This window comes from Glaciimonas immobilis (genome assembly GCF_011947285.1).
GTDB classification, from domain to species: Bacteria; Pseudomonadota; Gammaproteobacteria; order Burkholderiales; family Burkholderiaceae_D; genus Glaciimonas; species Glaciimonas immobilis.
This window is the reverse complement of sequence record NZ_JAAOZT010000009.1, coordinates 157,347-174,529: the sequence shown is the minus strand read 5'-3', so window position 1 is coordinate 174,529 and position 17,183 is coordinate 157,347. Positions and strand designations below refer to the sequence as shown.

Genomic DNA, 17,183 nt, shown 5'->3' with positions numbered 1-17,183 from the left:
GCAAGCCAAACAAGGCACATGACTTGCGCTAAGAGGAAGGGGCCAGCTTGTCTTGCGTCTTTAGGTCGAAATCATTGGCGTCGTGACGCTCGAGCAGTTGGCCAGATGGTTCGCCCCATGCACGGTTAACCTTGCGCCCGCGCACAACGGCGGGACGCAGGGCAATCTCGTCGGCCCAGCGCAACACATTTTTGTACTCGTGCACGCTGAGGAACTCGCCTGCTTCGTACAGCTCGCCTTTGACGAGCATCCCGTACCAGGGCCAAACCGCCATGTCAGCGATGGTATAGTCGTCGCCCGTCAGGAAGCGATGCGCTGACAGCTGGCGGTCCAGCACATCAAGCTGGCGCTTGACTTCCATCGCGTAGCGGTTGATCGGGTACTCGAACTTTTCAGGTGCGTAGGCATAGAAATGGCCAAACCCTCCTCCCAGAAAGGGCGCACTGCCCATTTGCCAGAATAACCACGACAGGCATTCGGCGCGCGCCGCACCAGTGCCGGGCAGGAAGGCACCAAACTTCTCGGCCAGATAAAGCAGAATGGCGCCGGACTCGAACACCCGCACCGGTGTTTCACCGCTGTGATCCACCAGCGCCGGGATCTTGGAGTTGGGGTTAGCGCCAACAAATCCACTGCCGAACTGATCACCATCATTGATGCGAATTAGCCACGCGTCGTACTCGGCACCGCCGTGGCCCATGGCGAGCAGCTCTTCAAGCATGACCGTCACCTTGACGCCGTTGGGTGTGGCGAGCGAATAAAGCTGCAATGGGTGACGTCCGATCGGCAGGTTCTTGTCGTGCGTGGCACCAGCGACAGGGCGATTGATGCTGGCAAACTTGCCGCCGCTTTCCTGATCCCAGGACCATACGTTGGGTGGGGTGTACAAATTTGCGCTGCTCATGAGGTAGTCTCCGTAACGTCGCGCAGTTTCCGGCGCAGAATATCGTTTAGTGTACCCCGTAAATGAAGATCCCCTCCCGATGTGATCGATTCGTTGAGCTATGCCTCATTTGAGCGAATACCACGGTAGCGCGTTGGACTGCGTATTCTTTCGCGGCGAAATCGGGGTATTCAAAATATTTAACGATACGCTAAAAATCTGCGTCGGGATGAGCGCCCTGGTGATCGTGGTCACAGCAGCAGAGATCGGCGGTGATCTTGTCATTCAAGTCTAGCCGCGCCGGTTTTTCGCCGCAATTGTCCTAGACCAACTTGACCGTGGCACCACCCTCTTCGCTGCGCTTGAAGCCGTAACGCGAAACATAGTCGCGAAAAATACGCTTGGTTAACGCATCGTGTTTGAACAACCGGTTGTGCGAACATCGAGTAAGGCCCTGCCGATTGATTAGCGGCATGATCAATCGGTAGCCCCGGTTTCTCGATCCATCACAGTAACTGCATATATGTATAATCTGTCAAATGGAACGAATAACGATTAATTCTGAGCGACTTGCATGGTGTTGTGCCGATCATGGCATCACGCCGGGGAAACTTGCGAGCGCACTCAATATCGCTCCTGCCAGCCTGGAACACGCAATGGAAGGCAAGCCCGGAATAACTTTCAATCAGTTGGCAAAAGTAGCTGAGCACTTCGGTCGTGGCGTATTGTTCTTTCTGGAAAGTGAACCGGTGCAGCCGGAGCGCATCCACACACCTGCGTTCAGAACCTTGGCCAATCAGAAACCCGAATTGTCGATCAAAGTAAAAAGTTTGATTGAGCGGGTAGAGAAACAACGGACCGTTTATTTAGCACTGCGCGATGAACTTGAAAATCCGGATTTAACTGAATTTTCACCACCGGATTTACCGCAAAATGCTCCTCAGGCCGCTGCCGACATCGCTCGAGTATGGCTGGGACTGAATGACGTCAACGACTTTGAAACGTATAGAAGCGCGGTTGAGGCGCAAGGTATTCTGGTTTTTCGCAGCAACGGCTATAACGGCAAATGGCAGATCGCAAAAGAGAGTCCGATTCTTGGATTTACTTTGTATGCCGAGGATTGCCCTGTTATTGTTATAAAAAAACAACAATCGGAGGCAAGGCAGTCCTTTACTCTCATGCATGAACTCGGTCATTTACTGCTGCATAGAATCAGTTCGATTGATGACGAAAATGACATGCATTCGCGGCTAGGTTATGAGCGCGAGGCAAATGAATTCGCCGGTCTGATGTTGGTACCGGATACATTTCTTCAAAAAATTGACGATACTGCGCGTCCGCGTCATGTTGACCAATATGACGATTGGCTTAAAGGGTGTCGAAGGGATTGGGGAGTGAGTACAGAAGTCATTTTGCGACGATTACTGGACAGCGGTCGATTATCTCAACAACAATACGCGGCCTATCGAAGGTGGCATGCCGGACTTCAGGTGCCGCAACTCGATGGGGGATCGCGAGCATACAGGAGTCGTGAGCCTATCCATATCTTCGGAGATACGTTTGTTCGTGCGGTACTTGGCGCACTTAGTCGACGCCGTATTACACTTTCTAAGGCCAGCAATTACCTTGACGGCTTGAAGATCAATGATCTTCATCAGCTAGAAAAGCACTATGCTGGTCTTTGATGCGTCGTCTATCATTTATGCGTGGGATAACTATCCTGTCGAGCAATTTCCCGGACTATGGGATTGGATCGGCGATCAAATTGATCGTAATCTTATCCAGATACCGTCGGTTGCGTACACTGAAATTGCACACCCGTCTCCGGACTGCGCTGCGTGGCTTGAAACCAGAAGTCTGATCCGTATTGCAATGACCAACAACATTCTTTTAGATGCGCTTCGCATCAAAATACTACTCCATATTGTTGATGATAAATATGGCGCTGGCGTGGGTGAAAACGACTTGTTCATCATTGCCACTGCACGGGCGCATAGGGCCATTCTGGTGTCGGACGAGCGAATGCAACCTGACTTGCCGAAGCTGATGCCGAACTATAAAATCCCGGCTGTTTGCAAGATGGAAGGCGTCAATGTTGAATGCATCAATTTTCTGGAATTTATTAAACGGTCAGGGGCTGTATTCTGAGGGCTGAGGACGTTCTCGTGGAGCTCAATAACGAAGAACAAAGTATGCCGTTTGACTTGAACGAACTGTGTTCGTTGTCCGGTAAAGACTGGGTGCGGTCATTGGGCTTTGATGAGAGATCAGCCAGTTCTATGCAAATGCGTTTTTTATCTGGATTGGAACGAATGGCAGCTTAGGTAAGTGGAACGGCCGTTGACGGAGATTTTTTACGAATGGCCTGTTTGAAAGCATGGCAGGCTGGTCTTGACCCAAAGCGGACGATCAACGCGCCCCAAAGCGGACGGTAGGCCAACATGCGCATGCTACGTGAGATTTAATCCACCATCCGTATTGCCGCGTTGAAACATGGGGTGACTTTGCAAGGCGGCTCGGAAATAGGTAGTGATCCGGCCTAAGATTCGCTTTATCGATTCAGGCTAAGACTGCCTGTCTGGTTGGTTCCGTTAATTCGAATTGCACCGGGCGTTTGGTCTTGCGCTGCACGACGATCGTTCTGTTTAGCATTTGGTTGCCGTGCATAACATCCCGAACATATAAATTAACGAGATCGCAGCCCCGCAACTTGCTGTCAATGGCAAGGTTGAACATCGCCAAATCTCGAATGTGCTGGTTATTTTGAAGGTGGATTCGAATTGCCCAAATGTCCTTTGGTTTAAGTGGTGGCTTTTGTCCAATCAGTTTGCCTTTATTCCATGGCTCCCGAGGGTGAGTTGATCGCATGTCAGACTCCTTCGTGGTTGATCGAAGTCTGATTGTGCTACTTGCAGCATAGTCTTCCGCCCCTAGGGCGCAAACCGTTGGAGCGCCGCTTTCTGGATTTATACCGAATGTGTACAATCGGCCAGAAGCCGTCGTTCGCATTGTTTAACCTTTTTACCCTACGCGCTTAACAGTGCCGCTCACTCAAATATGGAACTAATGCATTGAAGTCTTCTGAAACATGCTATTTGTGCGAGAAGCTGTTCAACTCGATTGACGTCGTGAAGCACGAGGAACACATAATCCAAAACGCAATCGGCGGCAAGCTGCGTTCTGACTCCATACTGTGCGAGAAATGCGGCGAAACGCTCGGTGGAACCGTCGATGCGCCGTTCGTGAATGCAGTATCTTCTTTATCAGGAATTATTGCCGAGCTCGCGCGTGATCGGGGCGACCCGCAACCCGCGCTTGCCGAGCTGCAAACGAGCCAACGCCTATTGAACTGCTCCGGCGTCACGTTCCGGCTTAACAACAGCTTTGAACTCGTACCATCCAAGCCGATATATATTCAGGATGAGGCGAAAAAGGAAGCTACAGTATTCGCGGCAACCGGCAAGCTCGCTAAGTAGTTCTGCGCGAGCCAAAAGATTCGCGAGTTGCGAGAGGACGGATACTCCGTCGTCTCCAAAACGAATATTGCGGAACACGCCGAGAGGATCTTGCTGCGGATAGAGACCGAGACACCGGATCTGCTAAGGGGCATCCTTAAGATCGCGATTGAATACGCGATCAGCAAAGGGATCGCTCCTTCCCTGCTGAAGCCGCTGATGCCGCAAGGTACGGTCGTCGCTGTGCCTGAAACACTTCGCGCCCACGTCAAGCAATACTACCCGACCAGCGACGAAGAAAAGCTGTACGAAGCGTACAAGTTCGAGCACGAGAACGGATATCCGAACCACCAGCTCTACCTTTTCAATATCGGGTATAGCCTGTACTGTTACGCGGAACTTTTCGGAACGATCCAAAAGTACGTACTGTTGAGCTCCGATTATCGTGGCGAGCCCATTCGCGAGAAATACCTTCAAAGGTGCACCAGATGGAATTTCGACGAGAAGCAATGGATTTGCAGGTCGACAAGCGACCTCGCTGTCGTTGCAAGTGAACTGAACGTGGATGTTCGAGGGAAGATGGGGAATGTTATACAGAAGGAAATCTTAGATGCCGCGCGATCCAGGGACTACTTAATTGATCCCGATGAGCAAATCGAAAAAGTGAAAATGCTTGTGCTCAACCTAGCGCAATACAAGCTTGTGAAAATCAAGGGGTATCCGGCAGTTGATCAGATGATGAAAAAAGCGGAGGCGGCCAAACTTAATTTCACGTTCGAGCTCGCCGACAGGCTGCACGACAATCCCCTTAAAGCGCTCTCTTTGCTCCGCCACGACTTCAATGATTTTCGCATTACCAATGAGGGGAAAAGCTGCCCCGATGCTGCCGATGAAATTGCCGCTACCTCCAAGCAGGCGTACGCGTCGTACAAGCTGTTCGAGTTCCTCGTGGCACTGGACAAGCAGCACATTCTGGAATTCAAGGCCATCGAGGATGCCGTCTGACCGAGGGCAAGAAGGTTCTTCGCGACAACATCGCTCCCATCGGTTGTCCAGGCCTACCTCTCAAAAAAAGACCTGCAATAAACAGACCAGCTGCTTCTACGTTGAGGGTCCGCTTACAGGAAATTTGACAGACCGCTGTGGGTCGGCTGCGGTCTTACAGGGGGCGGAGACCAGCCGTTCAAAAAGCATTTTTGGGTAGCATCTTCTTAATTGGCGAATGGCTGTAATGCGCAGTTGAGCGGGCTCCCAAAATCCTATCAAAGGAAGCCGAATACAGGAGGCGACAATGACAGCCTCATTGATAGCCAATGGCTGCATCCGCTGCAAAGCCGCCGCCCAGTGCGCTTCGGCGAATCCGTAAATTAGGCCAGTCGGAAGTAAAAAAGCTCGCGCACCGCTAAGCGGATGCACGAGCTTTAAAAATAGTAGACGAAATATCGATCAACGCTTTTAGCCTACCAGACAGAGCGACAAATACCACCGACCGGGGTCGGGCGGTTTTCTCATACTAACTTTGCCAGTTTACCCTTCCCAAACTGCCAATTTATGGGTACGGCTGCACACCATCAAACATCAATATTCCCAGCCTGCAGCGCATTCAACTCAATAAACGCCCGACGTGGTTCGACGTCATCGCCCATCAACGTCATAAAAATCTGATCCGCAGCAATCGCGTCGTCGATCTGTACCTTCAACAGGCGGCGCACGGTTGGGTCCATTGTGGTTTCCCATAGTTGGCTTGGGTTCATCTCGCCCAGTCCTTTGTAGCGCTGTTTGCTGACGCCGCGTTCGGCTTCGTCGCGTAGCCATGCCATCGCTTGATGGAAGTCGGCGATGGCGAACTCTTTTATTTTTTCACCGGTGCCGCGACGGACCATTGCACCGGGGGCGATGAGGCCTTTGAAGGTGGCGGCAGCGTTGCACAGGACTTTGTAGTCTGAGCTGGCGGCGAAGTCGCTGTCGATGATGCTGGCTTTGACGTTGCCGTGATACATCCGCTGGATACGTAGCTGATGTTTGTCGGTGAGTTCGTCAGATTTGACGATGACGGTAACCGCAGGGTCGCCAATTTCTTTGGTGAGTGCCTTAGCCGAAATCTCGGCGTTTTCTGCATTGTCGAGTTGGAGCGTGACACCGGTCATGATAGCGGTCAACGCTGCGCCGTCAATTGCTCGGGTAAGGCGCGTGATGATGGCGTTGGCGGTGTTGTATTGGCGGACCAGTTCTGTCAGCGCCGGGCCGCTGATTGGATCGGCACCTTGGCTTGGGATCAGCGAGGCGTCGTTCAAAGCGACTTGCATCATGTACTGGACTTCTTCGACGTCATCTTTAAGGTAGCGCTCGTCCTTGCCGTGCTTGACCTTGTACAGCGGCGGTTGGGCGATGTAGATGTGGCCGCGCTCGACCAGTTGCGGCATCTGGCGGTAGAACAATGTCAGCAATAAAGTACGGATATGGGCGCCATCGACGTCAGCATCGGTCATGATGATGATGCGGTGGTAGCGCAGTTTGTCGGCGTTGAATTCATCCGGGCCGATACTGGTGCCTAGCGTCGCGATCAAGGTGGTGATCTGTTCGGACGAGAGCATCTTTTCGAAGCGGGCTTTTTCGACGTTAAGCACTTTACCGCGCAGTGGCAGAATTGCCTGAAATTTACGGTCGCGGCCTTGCTTGGCCGAACCACCCGCAGAGTCACCCTCGACGATGTAGAGTTCGCATAGCGCTGGATCTTTTTCCTGGCAATCGGCAAGTTTGGAGGACAAGCCGAGGCCGTCCATCACGCCCTTGCGACGCGTCAGTTCACGGGCTTTGCGTGCTGCATCGCGGGCGCGGGCGGCTTCGACGATTTTGCCGCAGATGATTTTGGCGTCGTTTGGTTTTTCTTGCAGGTAGTCGTTGAGGGTTCTGGCGACGATTTCTTCCACCGGCAAACGGACTTCACTGGAGACCAGTTTGTCTTTGGTTTGCGAGCTGAATTTTGGCTCGGGTACTTTGACCGACAAGACGCAGGTAAGTCCTTCGCGCATGTCGTCGCCACTGGTTTCGACCTTGGCGCGTTTGGCGAAATCGTGTTCTTCAATGTACTTGTTGAGCACCCGGGTCATCGCTGCACGCAGGCCGGTCAGGTGAGTGCCGCCGTCACGTTGCGGAATGTTATTGGTGAAGCATAATACTTGCTCGTTATAGGCGTCGTTCCATTGCATGGATACGTCGACTGTGACGCCTTCTTTTTCACCGGTTGCCTGGAAAATAGTCGGGTGTAAAACGCTCTTGTTTTTGTTGATGTATTCAACAAAACCGCGGGTGCCGCCTTCGAACGCAAACAGCTCTTCTTTGCCGGTGCGCTGATCGGTCAGTTTGATGCGCACACCGTTGTTGAGGAAAGATAGCTCGCGAATACGCTTGGCGAGAATTTCGTAATGGAATTCAACGTGGGTGAAGATTTCTTCGTCGGCCCAGAAGTGGACTTCGGTGCCGCGCTTGTCGGTGTCGCCGATGACTTTGATTGGCGATACGATCATGCCGTTGATGGTTTCAATCTCACGATTTTGTGGCACACCGCGGACAAACTCCATGTAGTGGACTTTGCCGTCGCGACGAATCGTGAGCTTCAATAATTTGGACAAACCATTGACGCAAGAGACGCCGACGCCATGCAAGCCGCCGGATACTTTGTATGAGTTTTGATCGAACTTACCGCCCGCGTGCAACTCAGTCATGACGATTTCTGCCGCGCTGCGCTTAGGCTCGTGCTTGTCGTCGAACTTAATGCCAGTCGGCACGCCGCGGCCGTTGTCGGTCACGGAAATAGAATTATCGGAATGAATCGTGACGTTGATTTCGGTGCAATGACCAGCTAACGATTCATCGATGGAGTTGTCCAGTACTTCAAACACGAGATGGTGCAAACCGGTGCCGTCTGAAGTGTCGCCGATGTACATCCCCGGACGTTTTCGTACTGCTTCCAGACCTTCCAGAATCTGGATTGAGGACGCGCCGTACGTATCTGCTGGCGGCTGATTAGTGTTGTCTTGAGGGATTGATGACATGGCTACCTTCTGAATAGACTGCTACAAAAACATGAATCCAAGCGGAAATCCGCAACGTGCAGATTTCTTAAATGTGGCAAAGGGGCCGAAGCCCCTACGTCACGATGCATTACTGGCGACTCGATGTTGCTTGAATGTTGCGCGATTATTGCTCGGTATTACTTAATATTTGCTGATTGCTGCCTGATATTGATTCGTTCAATTTCGCGTCGTTTTGAGTGACATCATGTGATATCACGCTACATGATGTCATCAAAAATGACACAAAAATCTATATCCGCATCGGCATCACGACATATTTAAAGTCAACATTTTCTGGTACGGTAATCAGTGCCGAGGAATTGGCATCGCCGAGGGCGATATTGACGTTGTCGCCTTTCAGGTTGTTGAGTACATCAAGCAGATAAGTGACGTTGAAGCCGATATCAACGCTGTCGCCGCCGTAGTCGATTTCAAGCTCTTCGATCGCCTCTTCCTGATCGGCGTTGGTCGAGCTGATCTTGAGGCTGCCTGGCGTAACGACCCAACGGACGCCCTTAAATTTGTCACTGGTCATAATCGCAGCCCGTTGCAACGAGCGTAGCAAACGATCCCGACCAATGGTGAAATCGTTCTTGTAACCCTTAGGCACGACACGCGTGTAGTCCGGGAACTTGCCTTCGACTAACTTGGATATCAATTCGATATCGGCAAAGGTCAGTTTGACCTGACTATTGGCGATTTCTAACTGCACCGGATCGTCGGTTTCATCCAGCAAACGTTGTAATTCGATGATGGTTTTGCGCGGAATGATGACTTCCTGACGCGCAAACTCTTGCTCGGTAGCGACCTGGCAAAATGCCAGACGATGTCCATCGGTCGCAACCGCGATCACGTTGTTGCCGTCCAAAACTAGTAGCAGTCCGTTAAGGTAGTAACGGATGTCCTGTTGCGCCATCGAAAAGTGGACCATGTTAAACAAATGCTTCAGGGTCTTTTGCGGCAGTGTAACCGTGGCGTTGAAATGCTCCGCTTGTGCAACAGTTGGAAACTCTTCAGCAGCCAGGGTTTGCAGCGCGAAACGCGATTTACCGGATTGCACGGTCATGCGCTTATTGCTTAACGTTAGCGAAACTTCTCCAGATTCCGGCAATGCGCGCAGAATATCAAGGAGCTTACGTGCCGCGACGGTCGTAGCGATCACTTCGGACCCGGTGCCGACGTTGGCATTGGTCGTAATTTGCACTTCGATGTCGGTAGACAAAAAAGAGACTTTCTCGCCGTCCTTGCGAATGAGGATATTGGCCAGAATCGGCAATGTGTGCCGACGCTCGACAATACCGCTCACGATCTGCAGTGGCCGGAGAAGAGTATCTCGGTTAGTTTTGACCAATTGCATAGCTATATCCTTATTATCAAAATTTCAACACACATTGCTTCATTTTAACCATTCTGGCTGGTCTCAAACCCAACCTGTAAATGTAACTTAATTCGGCTACTTAAGAATGACATCAGTAACAAATGTATAGGCAAATATGCGTTCCTGATCGTTTATTTGCGCAGCTTTAAGTTTGAAGCGCGCAACTCCGTCAAGTTGGTCCCACTTTCGCACTTATAACCTGCGCCGCTGATGCGGTTCTTTGCTTGCACGCAACGCGCTCCGTATTTTACACTGCCAAAAAACCACACTGCGATGAGCGCTGCGGAGACATGGTTTCAACAGTTATCCACAGGCCGCAAGGCATTTTGCGCACATCGCGGAAGAAACGCGAGATTGCTCGGTCACCGCGTCCGTACCTCGCCCGTATCTTTAAAACGCTTAACCTTTTAAAGTCTGCTCGAGCACATGCAGTTCGTGGTTACATTCTGGGTTTTTGGTGCGGTCACCGGCAATTTTTCGCACGGCATGCAGCACCGTCGTGTGATCTCTACCTCCGAACAACTCGCCGATCTCTGGCAAGCTCTTCTGGGTCAGCTCCTTAGCCAGATACATCGCAATTTGCCGCGGTCTTGCGATATTCGCAGGACGCTTTTTGGAGTACATGTCTGCGACTTTGATATTGAAAAAATCGGCGACCGTCTTTTGGATATTCTCCACCGAAATCTGGCGGTTTTGTACTGACAACAGGTCTTTCAGTGCATCTTTGACAATGTCAATCGTGATATCTTTGCCATGAAAACGCGAATATGCCAAAATTTTACGCAACGCGCCTTCGAGTTCACGGACGTTAGAGCGTAAATGTTTTGCAACAAAAAACGCTACATCATCGGAGAAGGTGACGCCTTCAGAGGCAGCTTTTTTAAGCAAAATCGCAACCCGCATTTCTAGTTCCGGTGGTTCTATCGCAACCGTGAGCCCGGAGTCGAAGCGCGAAATCAGACGATCATCCATGCCAGTAATTTCTTTAGGATAAGTATCGCTGGTGATGATAATTTGTTTCTTGGCCGCAATCAATGCTTCGAACGCATAGAAGAACTCTTCTTGCGTGCGGCTCTTGCCGCCGAAGAATTGAATATCATCAATTAGCAATAAATCAAGCGAATGGTAATAGCGCTTGAAATCGTCAAACCCCTTACGTTGGTAAGCGGTCACTACGTCGCGAACGTACTGTTCAGCATGAATGTAGCGAATCTTGGAAGACGGATTGTCGGCCAATAACTGATTGCCAATGGCATGAATCAAATGGGTCTTCCCCAAGCCAACACCACCATACAAGAACAATGGATTGTAGGAAACCCCGGGGTTATTGGCCACTTGAATCGCTGCGGCGCGGGCCAGTTGATTGGCTTTTCCGGTAACAAAACTGTCAAAACTTAACTCGGTATTGATCCGTGACTGGTCGCGACGCGCGATGACGGCACTCGACTCTGCCTGCGCTTCGGGCATGCGATCAAAGTGATTGGTGCCACTATGCCCACCTTGGCCACTCTGCGGAAACGATGGGGAGGAGTTGGGGTGCGGGTGATCCAACGCCACCGGCATGGTCGAAACATTTGGCTTGCGTGCGACGTTGGTGCGCGGGTCGAGCATAAACTGAACGTCTACCGGCGCCTCCCAGAATTCTGCCGCCAGCGCTGTGATACGGCTGGCGAATTGCGTTTTAACCCAATCGAGCTTAAACCGATTAGGTGCCGCAATACGTAACCGCCCGTCCTCAAAATCGATGGGGGACAACGGTTTTATCCACGCGCTAAATTGTTGAGGCGTCAACTCCTGCTCCAACTGAGCGGAGCAACTTTGCCAGAAATTTTCCATGAATCGTCTAAGTGAAAGGATGTGGAAGGAAGATCAATGCGCTCCCCGCCGGGCGTTTTAGAATTTGTTCACCATCCTCTCGGATCGTGAACGCCTTTTAAGAACGGGGTCCAGGTGCCGGCTTAAAATAACTGAGCAACCAAGTTCGGGACTCCTGTGCTGTGCGAACCCAACTTTACGTGAATAAAACTGGACTCCTTAGGCGCTTTTTGCCTCGTCAGAGGCTAGCTAAGCTAACCGCATATAGAGACTAGCGCAGGCTGGCTTCAGGCCCTTACGGTCTTGAATGATCGTTTTAACGAGAGCGCATGCCACAACAAGACGCTATTCTACCCTTGGTGACGAAAGTTATCCACAGGTGCGGCGTTTACTTTCCGAGTTATCGGCTGAGACAGTTATCTATCGAATTTACGCTAAGTGATTGACAAACAAGCAGAAAATGCGTTCTAATCCAAGGTTCACCGCACGTTGAATTGCGAGATTGCAAACTTAACTGCTTGAATTGACTGCTCCGACACTGCGTTAACATAGTAATTCGACACAGTAATTCGGTTCGGACCGGCTCGAACAGCTTGCAACGCGCGAAGTGTGAACGATCCTATTTATTTCTGCTGATTAGCGAGACCATAATGAAACGTACTTACCAACCATCCGTCGTCCGTCGTAAACGTACACACGGCTTCCGCGCACGTATGGCAACCCGTGGCGGTCGCGCTGTGCTGAACGCACGTCGCGCCAAAGGCCGTAAGCGTCTGGCAGCTTAAGTCATTTGTTTAAGTCATTTGCTTAATACATACGCTCGGCGCAGCTTGCGTGACAGGTGACCGTTCAGAGAGCCCTTCACCGGGTTCTATAGTGGGCTTTCCCCGTGACCGACGCATCGTTAAAACGGATGAATTTTCATCCGTTTTTCGTTTGCGCCCAGTCTATCGGACTGCCCATTTCGTTTTGTACACGCGCCTCAACCCTTTGCCTGATGCCAAGGCGAGATTAGGCGTGGTTGCAGCAAAACGACTGGCACCGCGGGCTGTCACGCGTAACACCGTCAAACGGGTTACGCGTGAATTGTTTCGCCTGACATCTTTGCCGCCCGTCGACTGCATTGTGCGTTTATCAAAACCGGTAAACACCAAAGCAGGTCCTGCCACGACTGCCAGTCTGAAGCGAGAACTGCGCGGCGAACTAATCAAATTGTTCGCTTCACAAGTGGTCGTGTCGAAGGTGTAATGCAAAGTGTTATGCAAGCTGTAATACGATAAGCGATGACGATAGACCATGACGATGGACGATGGGCACGTGTTGCGCATCTTCAACGCCAAAGTAACAAAATTAAGATGCCGAAAGAGATGCGGAAGCGACCATGAAAGCGACTTTACTGTTCCTGTTGCGATGTTACAAATTAGGAATAAGCCCGTTTTTGGGTCAGAACTGTCGTTTTTATCCTAGCTGCTCCGATTATGCTGCCGAAGCGATCAGGTCACATGGTGCCTTAAAGGGCAGCATTCTGGCCGTCTGTCGCCTTGGAAAATGCCATCCGTGGCATGCCGGTGGAGTTGATCCGGTGCCACCATCCCCGTCTGCCTCCTCTGCAAAACCCCCTGCAATTTCCGCTGAACGACCATGCGGTTGCAGCCATTCCTGAATTCCTGAATCATAGAGAACTACTCTTATGGATATCAAACGTACCGTCCTGTGGGTTGTATTTTCCCTGTCGCTGCTATTCCTTTGGGATAACTGGCAACGACATAACGGCAACGCGTCAATGTTTTTCCCAAGCGCGAACCCGACTGCGCCTGCTGTTGGTACAGCCGGATCTTCTGGCGCTGCCTCAGCTACAGGTAATACAGGTGCTATCGGTGCAACTGGCAGCGATGTACCACAAGTTGCTGGCGTGGTTGGGGCCACTGGCACTGCAGCTCCGGCTAGTGCGGTACCTGTTGATACAGCGGTTGCTTCCAAAGGCGAAACGATCACCATCACTACCGATGTCGTCAAAGCCGACATCGATACAATTGGCGGTCAGTTAAAACGTCTGGAGTTATTAAACCAGCGCGACACAGTTGACCCAACGAAAAATCTGGTGTTGTTCGACTCTAGTCCTACCCGCACTTATCTAGCCGATACCGGCCTGATCGGCGGCAACTTCCCTAACCATAAGTCTACCTTTGTGGCTATGCCCGGGGCCCGGACACTGGATAACGGCAACCAGGTTCAACTGGTGCTGGAGTCAACTCAGGGCGGCGTCAAACTGACCAAGACTTTCACGTTCAAACGCGGCGACTATGCGATTGACGTCAAACACACGGTCACGAACGAAGGCACCGCGCCCGTCACACCGTCGCTCTATCTGCAACTGGTACGTGACGGCAACAAGCCAGAAGGCGAACAGCGCTTCGTCAACACCTTCACCGGTGCGGCAGTATTTACCGAAGCGAACAAGTTCCAGAAGTTTGCTTTCGAGAAAATCGAAGAGAACAAAGCAGACCACGCTACCAAATCCAACGACGGCTGGTTCGCGATCATGCAGCATTATTTCGTCTCGGCGTTTATTCCTCAGGACAATGCACCGCGTGAAATTTTCACCAAGAAAGTGGCGACCAATTTGTACGCCATCGGCAATGTTCTGCCTTTAGGTACGATCGCTCCCGGCGCCAGTGTGACGATGGACTCCCGGCTGTTTTCCGGTCCTGAAGAGTCGGCAGTGCTTGAAGCAACAGCCCCCGGTCTTGAGCTGGTAAAAGACTATGGCTGGTTAACTATCATTGCCAAACCGATCTTTTGGTTAATGACAAAAATCCATAAAGTCCTTGGTAACTGGGGCTGGACCATCATCGCGCTGACGATCATGATCAAGTTGTTGTTCTTCCCCTTGTCGGCAGCGAGCTATCGCAGCATGGCAAAAATGAAGAAGGTAACGCCTAAAATGACAGCGATTCGCGAGCGTCATAAAGGCGAGCCGCAGAAAATGAATCAAGAAATGATGCAGTTGTACAAAACCGAAAAAATTAATCCTCTCGGCGGTTGTCTTCCTATCGTGATTCAGATTCCGGTCTTCATTTCACTGTATTGGGTCTTGCTGGCCAGCGTCGAAATGCGTAACGCGCCGTGGCTAGGCTGGATCCATGATTTGGCAGCACCTGATCCGTTTTACATTTTGCCGGTTGTGATGGCCATTTCTATGTTCATCCAAACCAAACTGAATCCGAAACCGCCTGATCCAATGCAAGCCAAGGTCATGATGTTCATGCCATTGATTTTCTCGGTCATGTTCTTCTTTTTCCCGTCTGGTCTGGTCCTGTACTGGATCACCAACAACGTGCTATCTATCGCGCAGCAGTGGGTGATTACTAAAAACATGGAAAGCAAAAGCTAACTGTAAAAGTTAACAGTAACTATTTGCTGACTGTCGTAAAAAAGCCCGTGGATCTTGATTCACGGGCTTTTTTGTTTCCATAAATGTACTATTGCGTGCAATTGATCAACTATCAAACGTAAAATCCTTAAATGTCATTTGATTCCTCCCCCATCGCTGCAATTGCTACCGCGCCCGGCCGCGGTGGCATAGGCGTCGTCCGTATTTCGGGCAAAAATCTTGGCCCGGTTATTCAAGCGGTATGCGGTCTCAATGAAGCCGCATTGGTTCCGCGCCACGCCACTTACTTGCCCTTCAAAAATGCTGACGGCGGTCTGATTGACCAAGGCCTCGCGATCTATTTCAAGGGGCCGCACTCGTACACTGGTGAAGACGTACTGGAGTTGCAAGGTCACGGCGGTCCGGTTGTGTTGCAAATGCTGCTGACGCGTTGTCTGGAAGCCGGTCACGATATTTCGCTGCGCCTGGCAGAACCGGGCGAGTTCACCCAGCGTGCCTTCCTCAACGATAAGCTGGACCTGGCGCAGGCAGAAGCAGTCGCCGATCTGATCGAGGCATCCACCGAAGCTGCGGCTAAATCGGCGTCCGAGTCGCTCTCTGGCGCGTTCTCCAAGGTCATCCATAGTCTGGTCGAGCAAGTCATTAACTTGCGCATGCTGGTGGAGGCGACGCTCGACTTCCCGGAGGAAGAAATCGACTTTCTGGAAAAGTCCGACGCACGCGGTCAACTGGAAAGAATCCGCAGCACGCTGGATAACGTTTTTAGTCAGGCGGCGCAAGGTGCATTGCTGCGCGACGGCCTCAATATTGTCCTGGCCGGACAACCGAATGTTGGCAAGTCGTCGCTACTAAATGCATTGGCAGGATCGGATGTAGCAATCGTGACGCCCATCGCCGGCACCACGCGCGACAAGGTAACTGAAACCATCCAACTTGAAGGTATACCGCTCAATATTATCGATACCGCCGGCATCCGGGACGCCGAGGACGCCAACGACGAAGTCGAGCGCATCGGCATCGAGCGCACCTGGGCGGCAGTCGCAAAAGCGGATGTGATTTTACATATGCTGGACGCCAATCATGGTCCTGCGCTGGCAGACGAAAAGATCGCCGCCCGCTTCCCCCACAACGTCCCAGTTATTGCCATATGGAACAAAATCGACGAATCCGGACACCGACCCTCGGTAGACCTGATGGGCGACGCGACCCACATCTACATCTCGGCGACCGATAATCTCGGCATAGATTTGCTGCGCACTGAGCTACTGCGCATCGCTGGCTGGCAGCAAACCGGTGAATCCCGCTACCTGGCACGCGAACGCCACCTGATCGCCCTTAAAGCAGCCCGTGAGCACTTACAGTACGCTGCCGAGCACGCCACTTTGGACAATACAGTCAGTGATCAGTCGCTGGATTTATTTGCGGAAGAGTTACGGTTGGCGCAGGATAAGTTGAATAGCATCACAGGGGTGTTTACGCCGGATGACTTGCTAGGTGTGATATTTTCCCGGTTTTGTATCGGAAAATAATCAACTTTTTAAATGATGATGCCGCGTAGCGGGACAGGCGTCAGGCGTCAAATATATGGACCTCCATGACTTCTGCCTCGATCGCGTAAAGCGTCAGTTGCTGATCGAGGCACGCTATCATGACAGCGTCGCCGGGGACCAATCGTGCGAGCGTTAAATTCGGAAGCATGATGCAGGGTAAGCCTCGGACTACCATCACAACGCAGGTATGACCGGAATGCGGAATGCGCAACGCGCCGGTAATCGCAACACGATTGACTGTATGCGCGTACTGGCGTCGTCGAGTCATCACGTTAAAATCAGTGACAGGTCCGGCGATCAGGAACGAATCCACCGGTTCTTCACCGGCAAATGCGAACACTGGTATCGATGGTGTCAAGGTGAAGTGCCGATCCTTATGACGGATCAAAAGCCCTCCGCCTTCGATCAGGGCCAGCGACCGGTCCACGCCGGAGAAAGTCGAAAACCGGCCGGCATTTCTGACGGTGGCGACGCTGATACGCCATGCGAAGTCATCAAGATTGCTATCCGGCGGAAACCGAATAACCTCCCGCGTAACGCCGCCGCCATTCTTCCAGCGCATTATCGTCTGCGCTGACTTTCGGATCACGCGAGGGGATCTTGTCTTGTTGTCGCTATCGCCAACCAATCGC

The 17,183-nt window shown here is 51.6% G+C and carries 15 protein-coding genes and 1 pseudogene; 10 read left to right on the top strand and 6 right to left on the bottom strand.

The annotated features are described in order from the left end of the window. Window positions 1-28 precede the first annotated feature (28 nt). Window positions 29-904: a glutathione-dependent disulfide-bond oxidoreductase gene (gene yghU / locus HAV38_RS15115; RefSeq protein WP_168056212.1), complete on the bottom strand. Its 876-nt coding sequence runs from the start codon at window positions 902-904 to the stop codon at window positions 29-31. A 100-nt stretch (window positions 905-1,004) separates the two neighbouring features. On the opposite strand from yghU, the gene HAV38_RS15110 reads away from it, so the two are divergent. The 3 genes from HAV38_RS15110 to HAV38_RS15100 all read left to right on the top strand — a co-directional run bounded on the left by HAV38_RS15110 (window position 1,005) and on the right by HAV38_RS15100 (window position 3,031). Beyond that, window positions 1,005-1,178, top strand: coding sequence for a hypothetical protein (locus HAV38_RS15110; protein ID WP_168056211.1), 174 nt, complete (start codon window positions 1,005-1,007; stop codon window positions 1,176-1,178). A gap of 361 nt (window positions 1,179-1,539) precedes the next feature. Further along, entirely contained in the window at window positions 1,540-2,568 is a 1,029-nt protein-coding gene (locus HAV38_RS15105; protein ID WP_245182386.1) for an ImmA/IrrE family metallo-endopeptidase, read from the top strand. Then, window positions 2,555-3,031, top strand: a complete 477-nt coding sequence (locus tag HAV38_RS15100; RefSeq protein ID WP_168056209.1) for a DUF4411 family protein — start codon at window positions 2,555-2,557, stop codon at window positions 3,029-3,031. The genes HAV38_RS15105 and HAV38_RS15100 overlap by 14 nt, the downstream gene beginning before the upstream one ends. 315 nt (window positions 3,032-3,346) lie before the next feature. On the opposite strand, the pseudogene HAV38_RS15095 reads toward HAV38_RS15100, so the two are convergent. Beyond that, window positions 3,347-3,751: pseudogene (locus HAV38_RS15095) on the bottom strand (tyrosine-type recombinase/integrase); the annotation flags it as partial. 203 nt (window positions 3,752-3,954) lie between these two features. On the opposite strand from HAV38_RS15095, the gene HAV38_RS15090 reads away from it, so the two are divergent. Beyond that, complete coding sequence (locus HAV38_RS15090) at window positions 3,955-4,359, top strand: HNH endonuclease (protein WP_168056208.1); 405 nt, start codon at window positions 3,955-3,957, stop codon at window positions 4,357-4,359. A gap of 90 nt (window positions 4,360-4,449) precedes the next feature. Beyond that, window positions 4,450-5,343, top strand: coding sequence for a hypothetical protein (locus HAV38_RS15085; RefSeq protein WP_168056207.1), 894 nt, complete (start codon window positions 4,450-4,452; stop codon window positions 5,341-5,343). A gap of 566 nt (window positions 5,344-5,909) precedes the next feature. Here HAV38_RS15085 and gyrB read toward each other — a convergent pair. The 3 genes from gyrB to dnaA all read right to left on the bottom strand — a co-directional run bounded on the left by gyrB (window position 5,910) and on the right by dnaA (window position 11,628). Continuing rightward, on the bottom strand, window positions 5,910-8,393 hold the full coding sequence (gene gyrB, locus HAV38_RS15080) for a DNA topoisomerase (ATP-hydrolyzing) subunit B (protein WP_168056206.1): 2,484 nt from the start codon (window positions 8,391-8,393) through the stop codon (window positions 5,910-5,912). A 271-nt stretch (window positions 8,394-8,664) separates the two neighbouring features. Continuing rightward, complete coding sequence (gene dnaN / locus HAV38_RS15075; protein ID WP_168056205.1) at window positions 8,665-9,771, bottom strand: DNA polymerase III subunit beta; 1,107 nt, start codon at window positions 9,769-9,771, stop codon at window positions 8,665-8,667. Between the two features lie 420 nt (window positions 9,772-10,191). Beyond that, window positions 10,192-11,628 carry a chromosomal replication initiator protein DnaA gene (dnaA, locus tag HAV38_RS15070; RefSeq protein WP_168056204.1) on the bottom strand — a complete coding sequence of 479 codons (1,437 nt, stop codon included), beginning with the start codon at window positions 11,626-11,628 and terminating at the stop codon, window positions 10,192-10,194. A gap of 629 nt (window positions 11,629-12,257) precedes the next feature. Between dnaA and rpmH the strand changes: the two genes are divergently transcribed. The 5 genes from rpmH (at window position 12,258) to mnmE (ending at window position 16,530) form a co-directional block, all read left to right on the top strand. After that, a complete protein-coding gene (gene rpmH / locus HAV38_RS15065) occupies window positions 12,258-12,392 on the top strand; it encodes a 50S ribosomal protein L34 (protein WP_061535510.1) in 135 nt (44 codons plus the stop codon). Window positions 12,393-12,441: 49 nt separating this feature from the next. After that, window positions 12,442-12,855 (top strand): ribonuclease P protein component, encoded by a 414-nt coding sequence (locus HAV38_RS15060; protein WP_375791665.1) that lies wholly within the window; start codon window positions 12,442-12,444, stop codon window positions 12,853-12,855. Window positions 12,856-12,988: 133 nt separating this feature from the next. After that, on the top strand, window positions 12,989-13,270 hold the full coding sequence (gene yidD, locus HAV38_RS15055) for a membrane protein insertion efficiency factor YidD (RefSeq protein WP_168056203.1): 282 nt from the start codon (window positions 12,989-12,991) through the stop codon (window positions 13,268-13,270). Between the two features lie 27 nt (window positions 13,271-13,297). Next, window positions 13,298-15,001: a membrane protein insertase YidC gene (gene yidC / locus HAV38_RS15050; RefSeq protein ID WP_168056202.1), complete on the top strand. Its 1,704-nt coding sequence runs from the start codon at window positions 13,298-13,300 to the stop codon at window positions 14,999-15,001. A 131-nt stretch (window positions 15,002-15,132) separates the two neighbouring features. Further along, window positions 15,133-16,530 (top strand): tRNA uridine-5-carboxymethylaminomethyl(34) synthesis GTPase MnmE, encoded by a 1,398-nt coding sequence (mnmE, locus tag HAV38_RS15045; protein ID WP_168056201.1) that lies wholly within the window; start codon window positions 15,133-15,135, stop codon window positions 16,528-16,530. A 40-nt stretch (window positions 16,531-16,570) separates the two neighbouring features. Here the strand turns inward: mnmE and HAV38_RS15040 are convergent, their stop codons facing one another. Then, window positions 16,571-17,113, bottom strand: coding sequence for a HutD/Ves family protein (locus HAV38_RS15040; protein ID WP_168056200.1), 543 nt, complete (start codon window positions 17,111-17,113; stop codon window positions 16,571-16,573). Between the last annotated feature and the right edge of the window lie 70 nt (window positions 17,114-17,183).

What these genes read in the sequence shown, in the direction of transcription:
- yghU (WP_168056212.1), bottom strand. Translation starts at nt 904, where the DNA reads ATGAGCAGCGCAAATTTGTACACCCCACCCAACGTATGGTCCTGGGAT.
- HAV38_RS15110 (WP_168056211.1), top strand. Translation starts at nt 1,005, where the DNA reads ATGCCTCATTTGAGCGAATACCACGGTAGCGCGTTGGACTGCGTATTC.
- HAV38_RS15105 (WP_245182386.1), top strand. Translation starts at nt 1,540, where the DNA reads ATGGAAGGCAAGCCCGGAATAACTTTCAATCAGTTGGCAAAAGTAGCT.
- HAV38_RS15100 (WP_168056209.1), top strand. Translation starts at nt 2,555, where the DNA reads ATGCTGGTCTTTGATGCGTCGTCTATCATTTATGCGTGGGATAACTAT.
- gyrB (WP_168056206.1), bottom strand. Translation starts at nt 8,393, where the DNA reads ATGTCATCAATCCCTCAAGACAACACTAATCAGCCGCCAGCAGATACG.
- dnaN (WP_168056205.1), bottom strand. Translation starts at nt 9,771, where the DNA reads ATGCAATTGGTCAAAACTAACCGAGATACTCTTCTCCGGCCACTGCAG.
- dnaA (WP_168056204.1), bottom strand. Translation starts at nt 11,628, where the DNA reads ATGGAAAATTTCTGGCAAAGTTGCTCCGCTCAGTTGGAGCAGGAGTTG.
- rpmH (WP_061535510.1), top strand. Translation starts at nt 12,258, where the DNA reads ATGAAACGTACTTACCAACCATCCGTCGTCCGTCGTAAACGTACACAC.
- yidD (WP_168056203.1), top strand. Translation starts at nt 12,989, where the DNA reads ATGAAAGCGACTTTACTGTTCCTGTTGCGATGTTACAAATTAGGAATA.
- yidC (WP_168056202.1), top strand. Translation starts at nt 13,298, where the DNA reads ATGGATATCAAACGTACCGTCCTGTGGGTTGTATTTTCCCTGTCGCTG.
- mnmE (WP_168056201.1), top strand. Translation starts at nt 15,133, where the DNA reads ATGTCATTTGATTCCTCCCCCATCGCTGCAATTGCTACCGCGCCCGGC.
- HAV38_RS15040 (WP_168056200.1), bottom strand. Translation starts at nt 17,113, where the DNA reads ATGCGCTGGAAGAATGGCGGCGGCGTTACGCGGGAGGTTATTCGGTTT.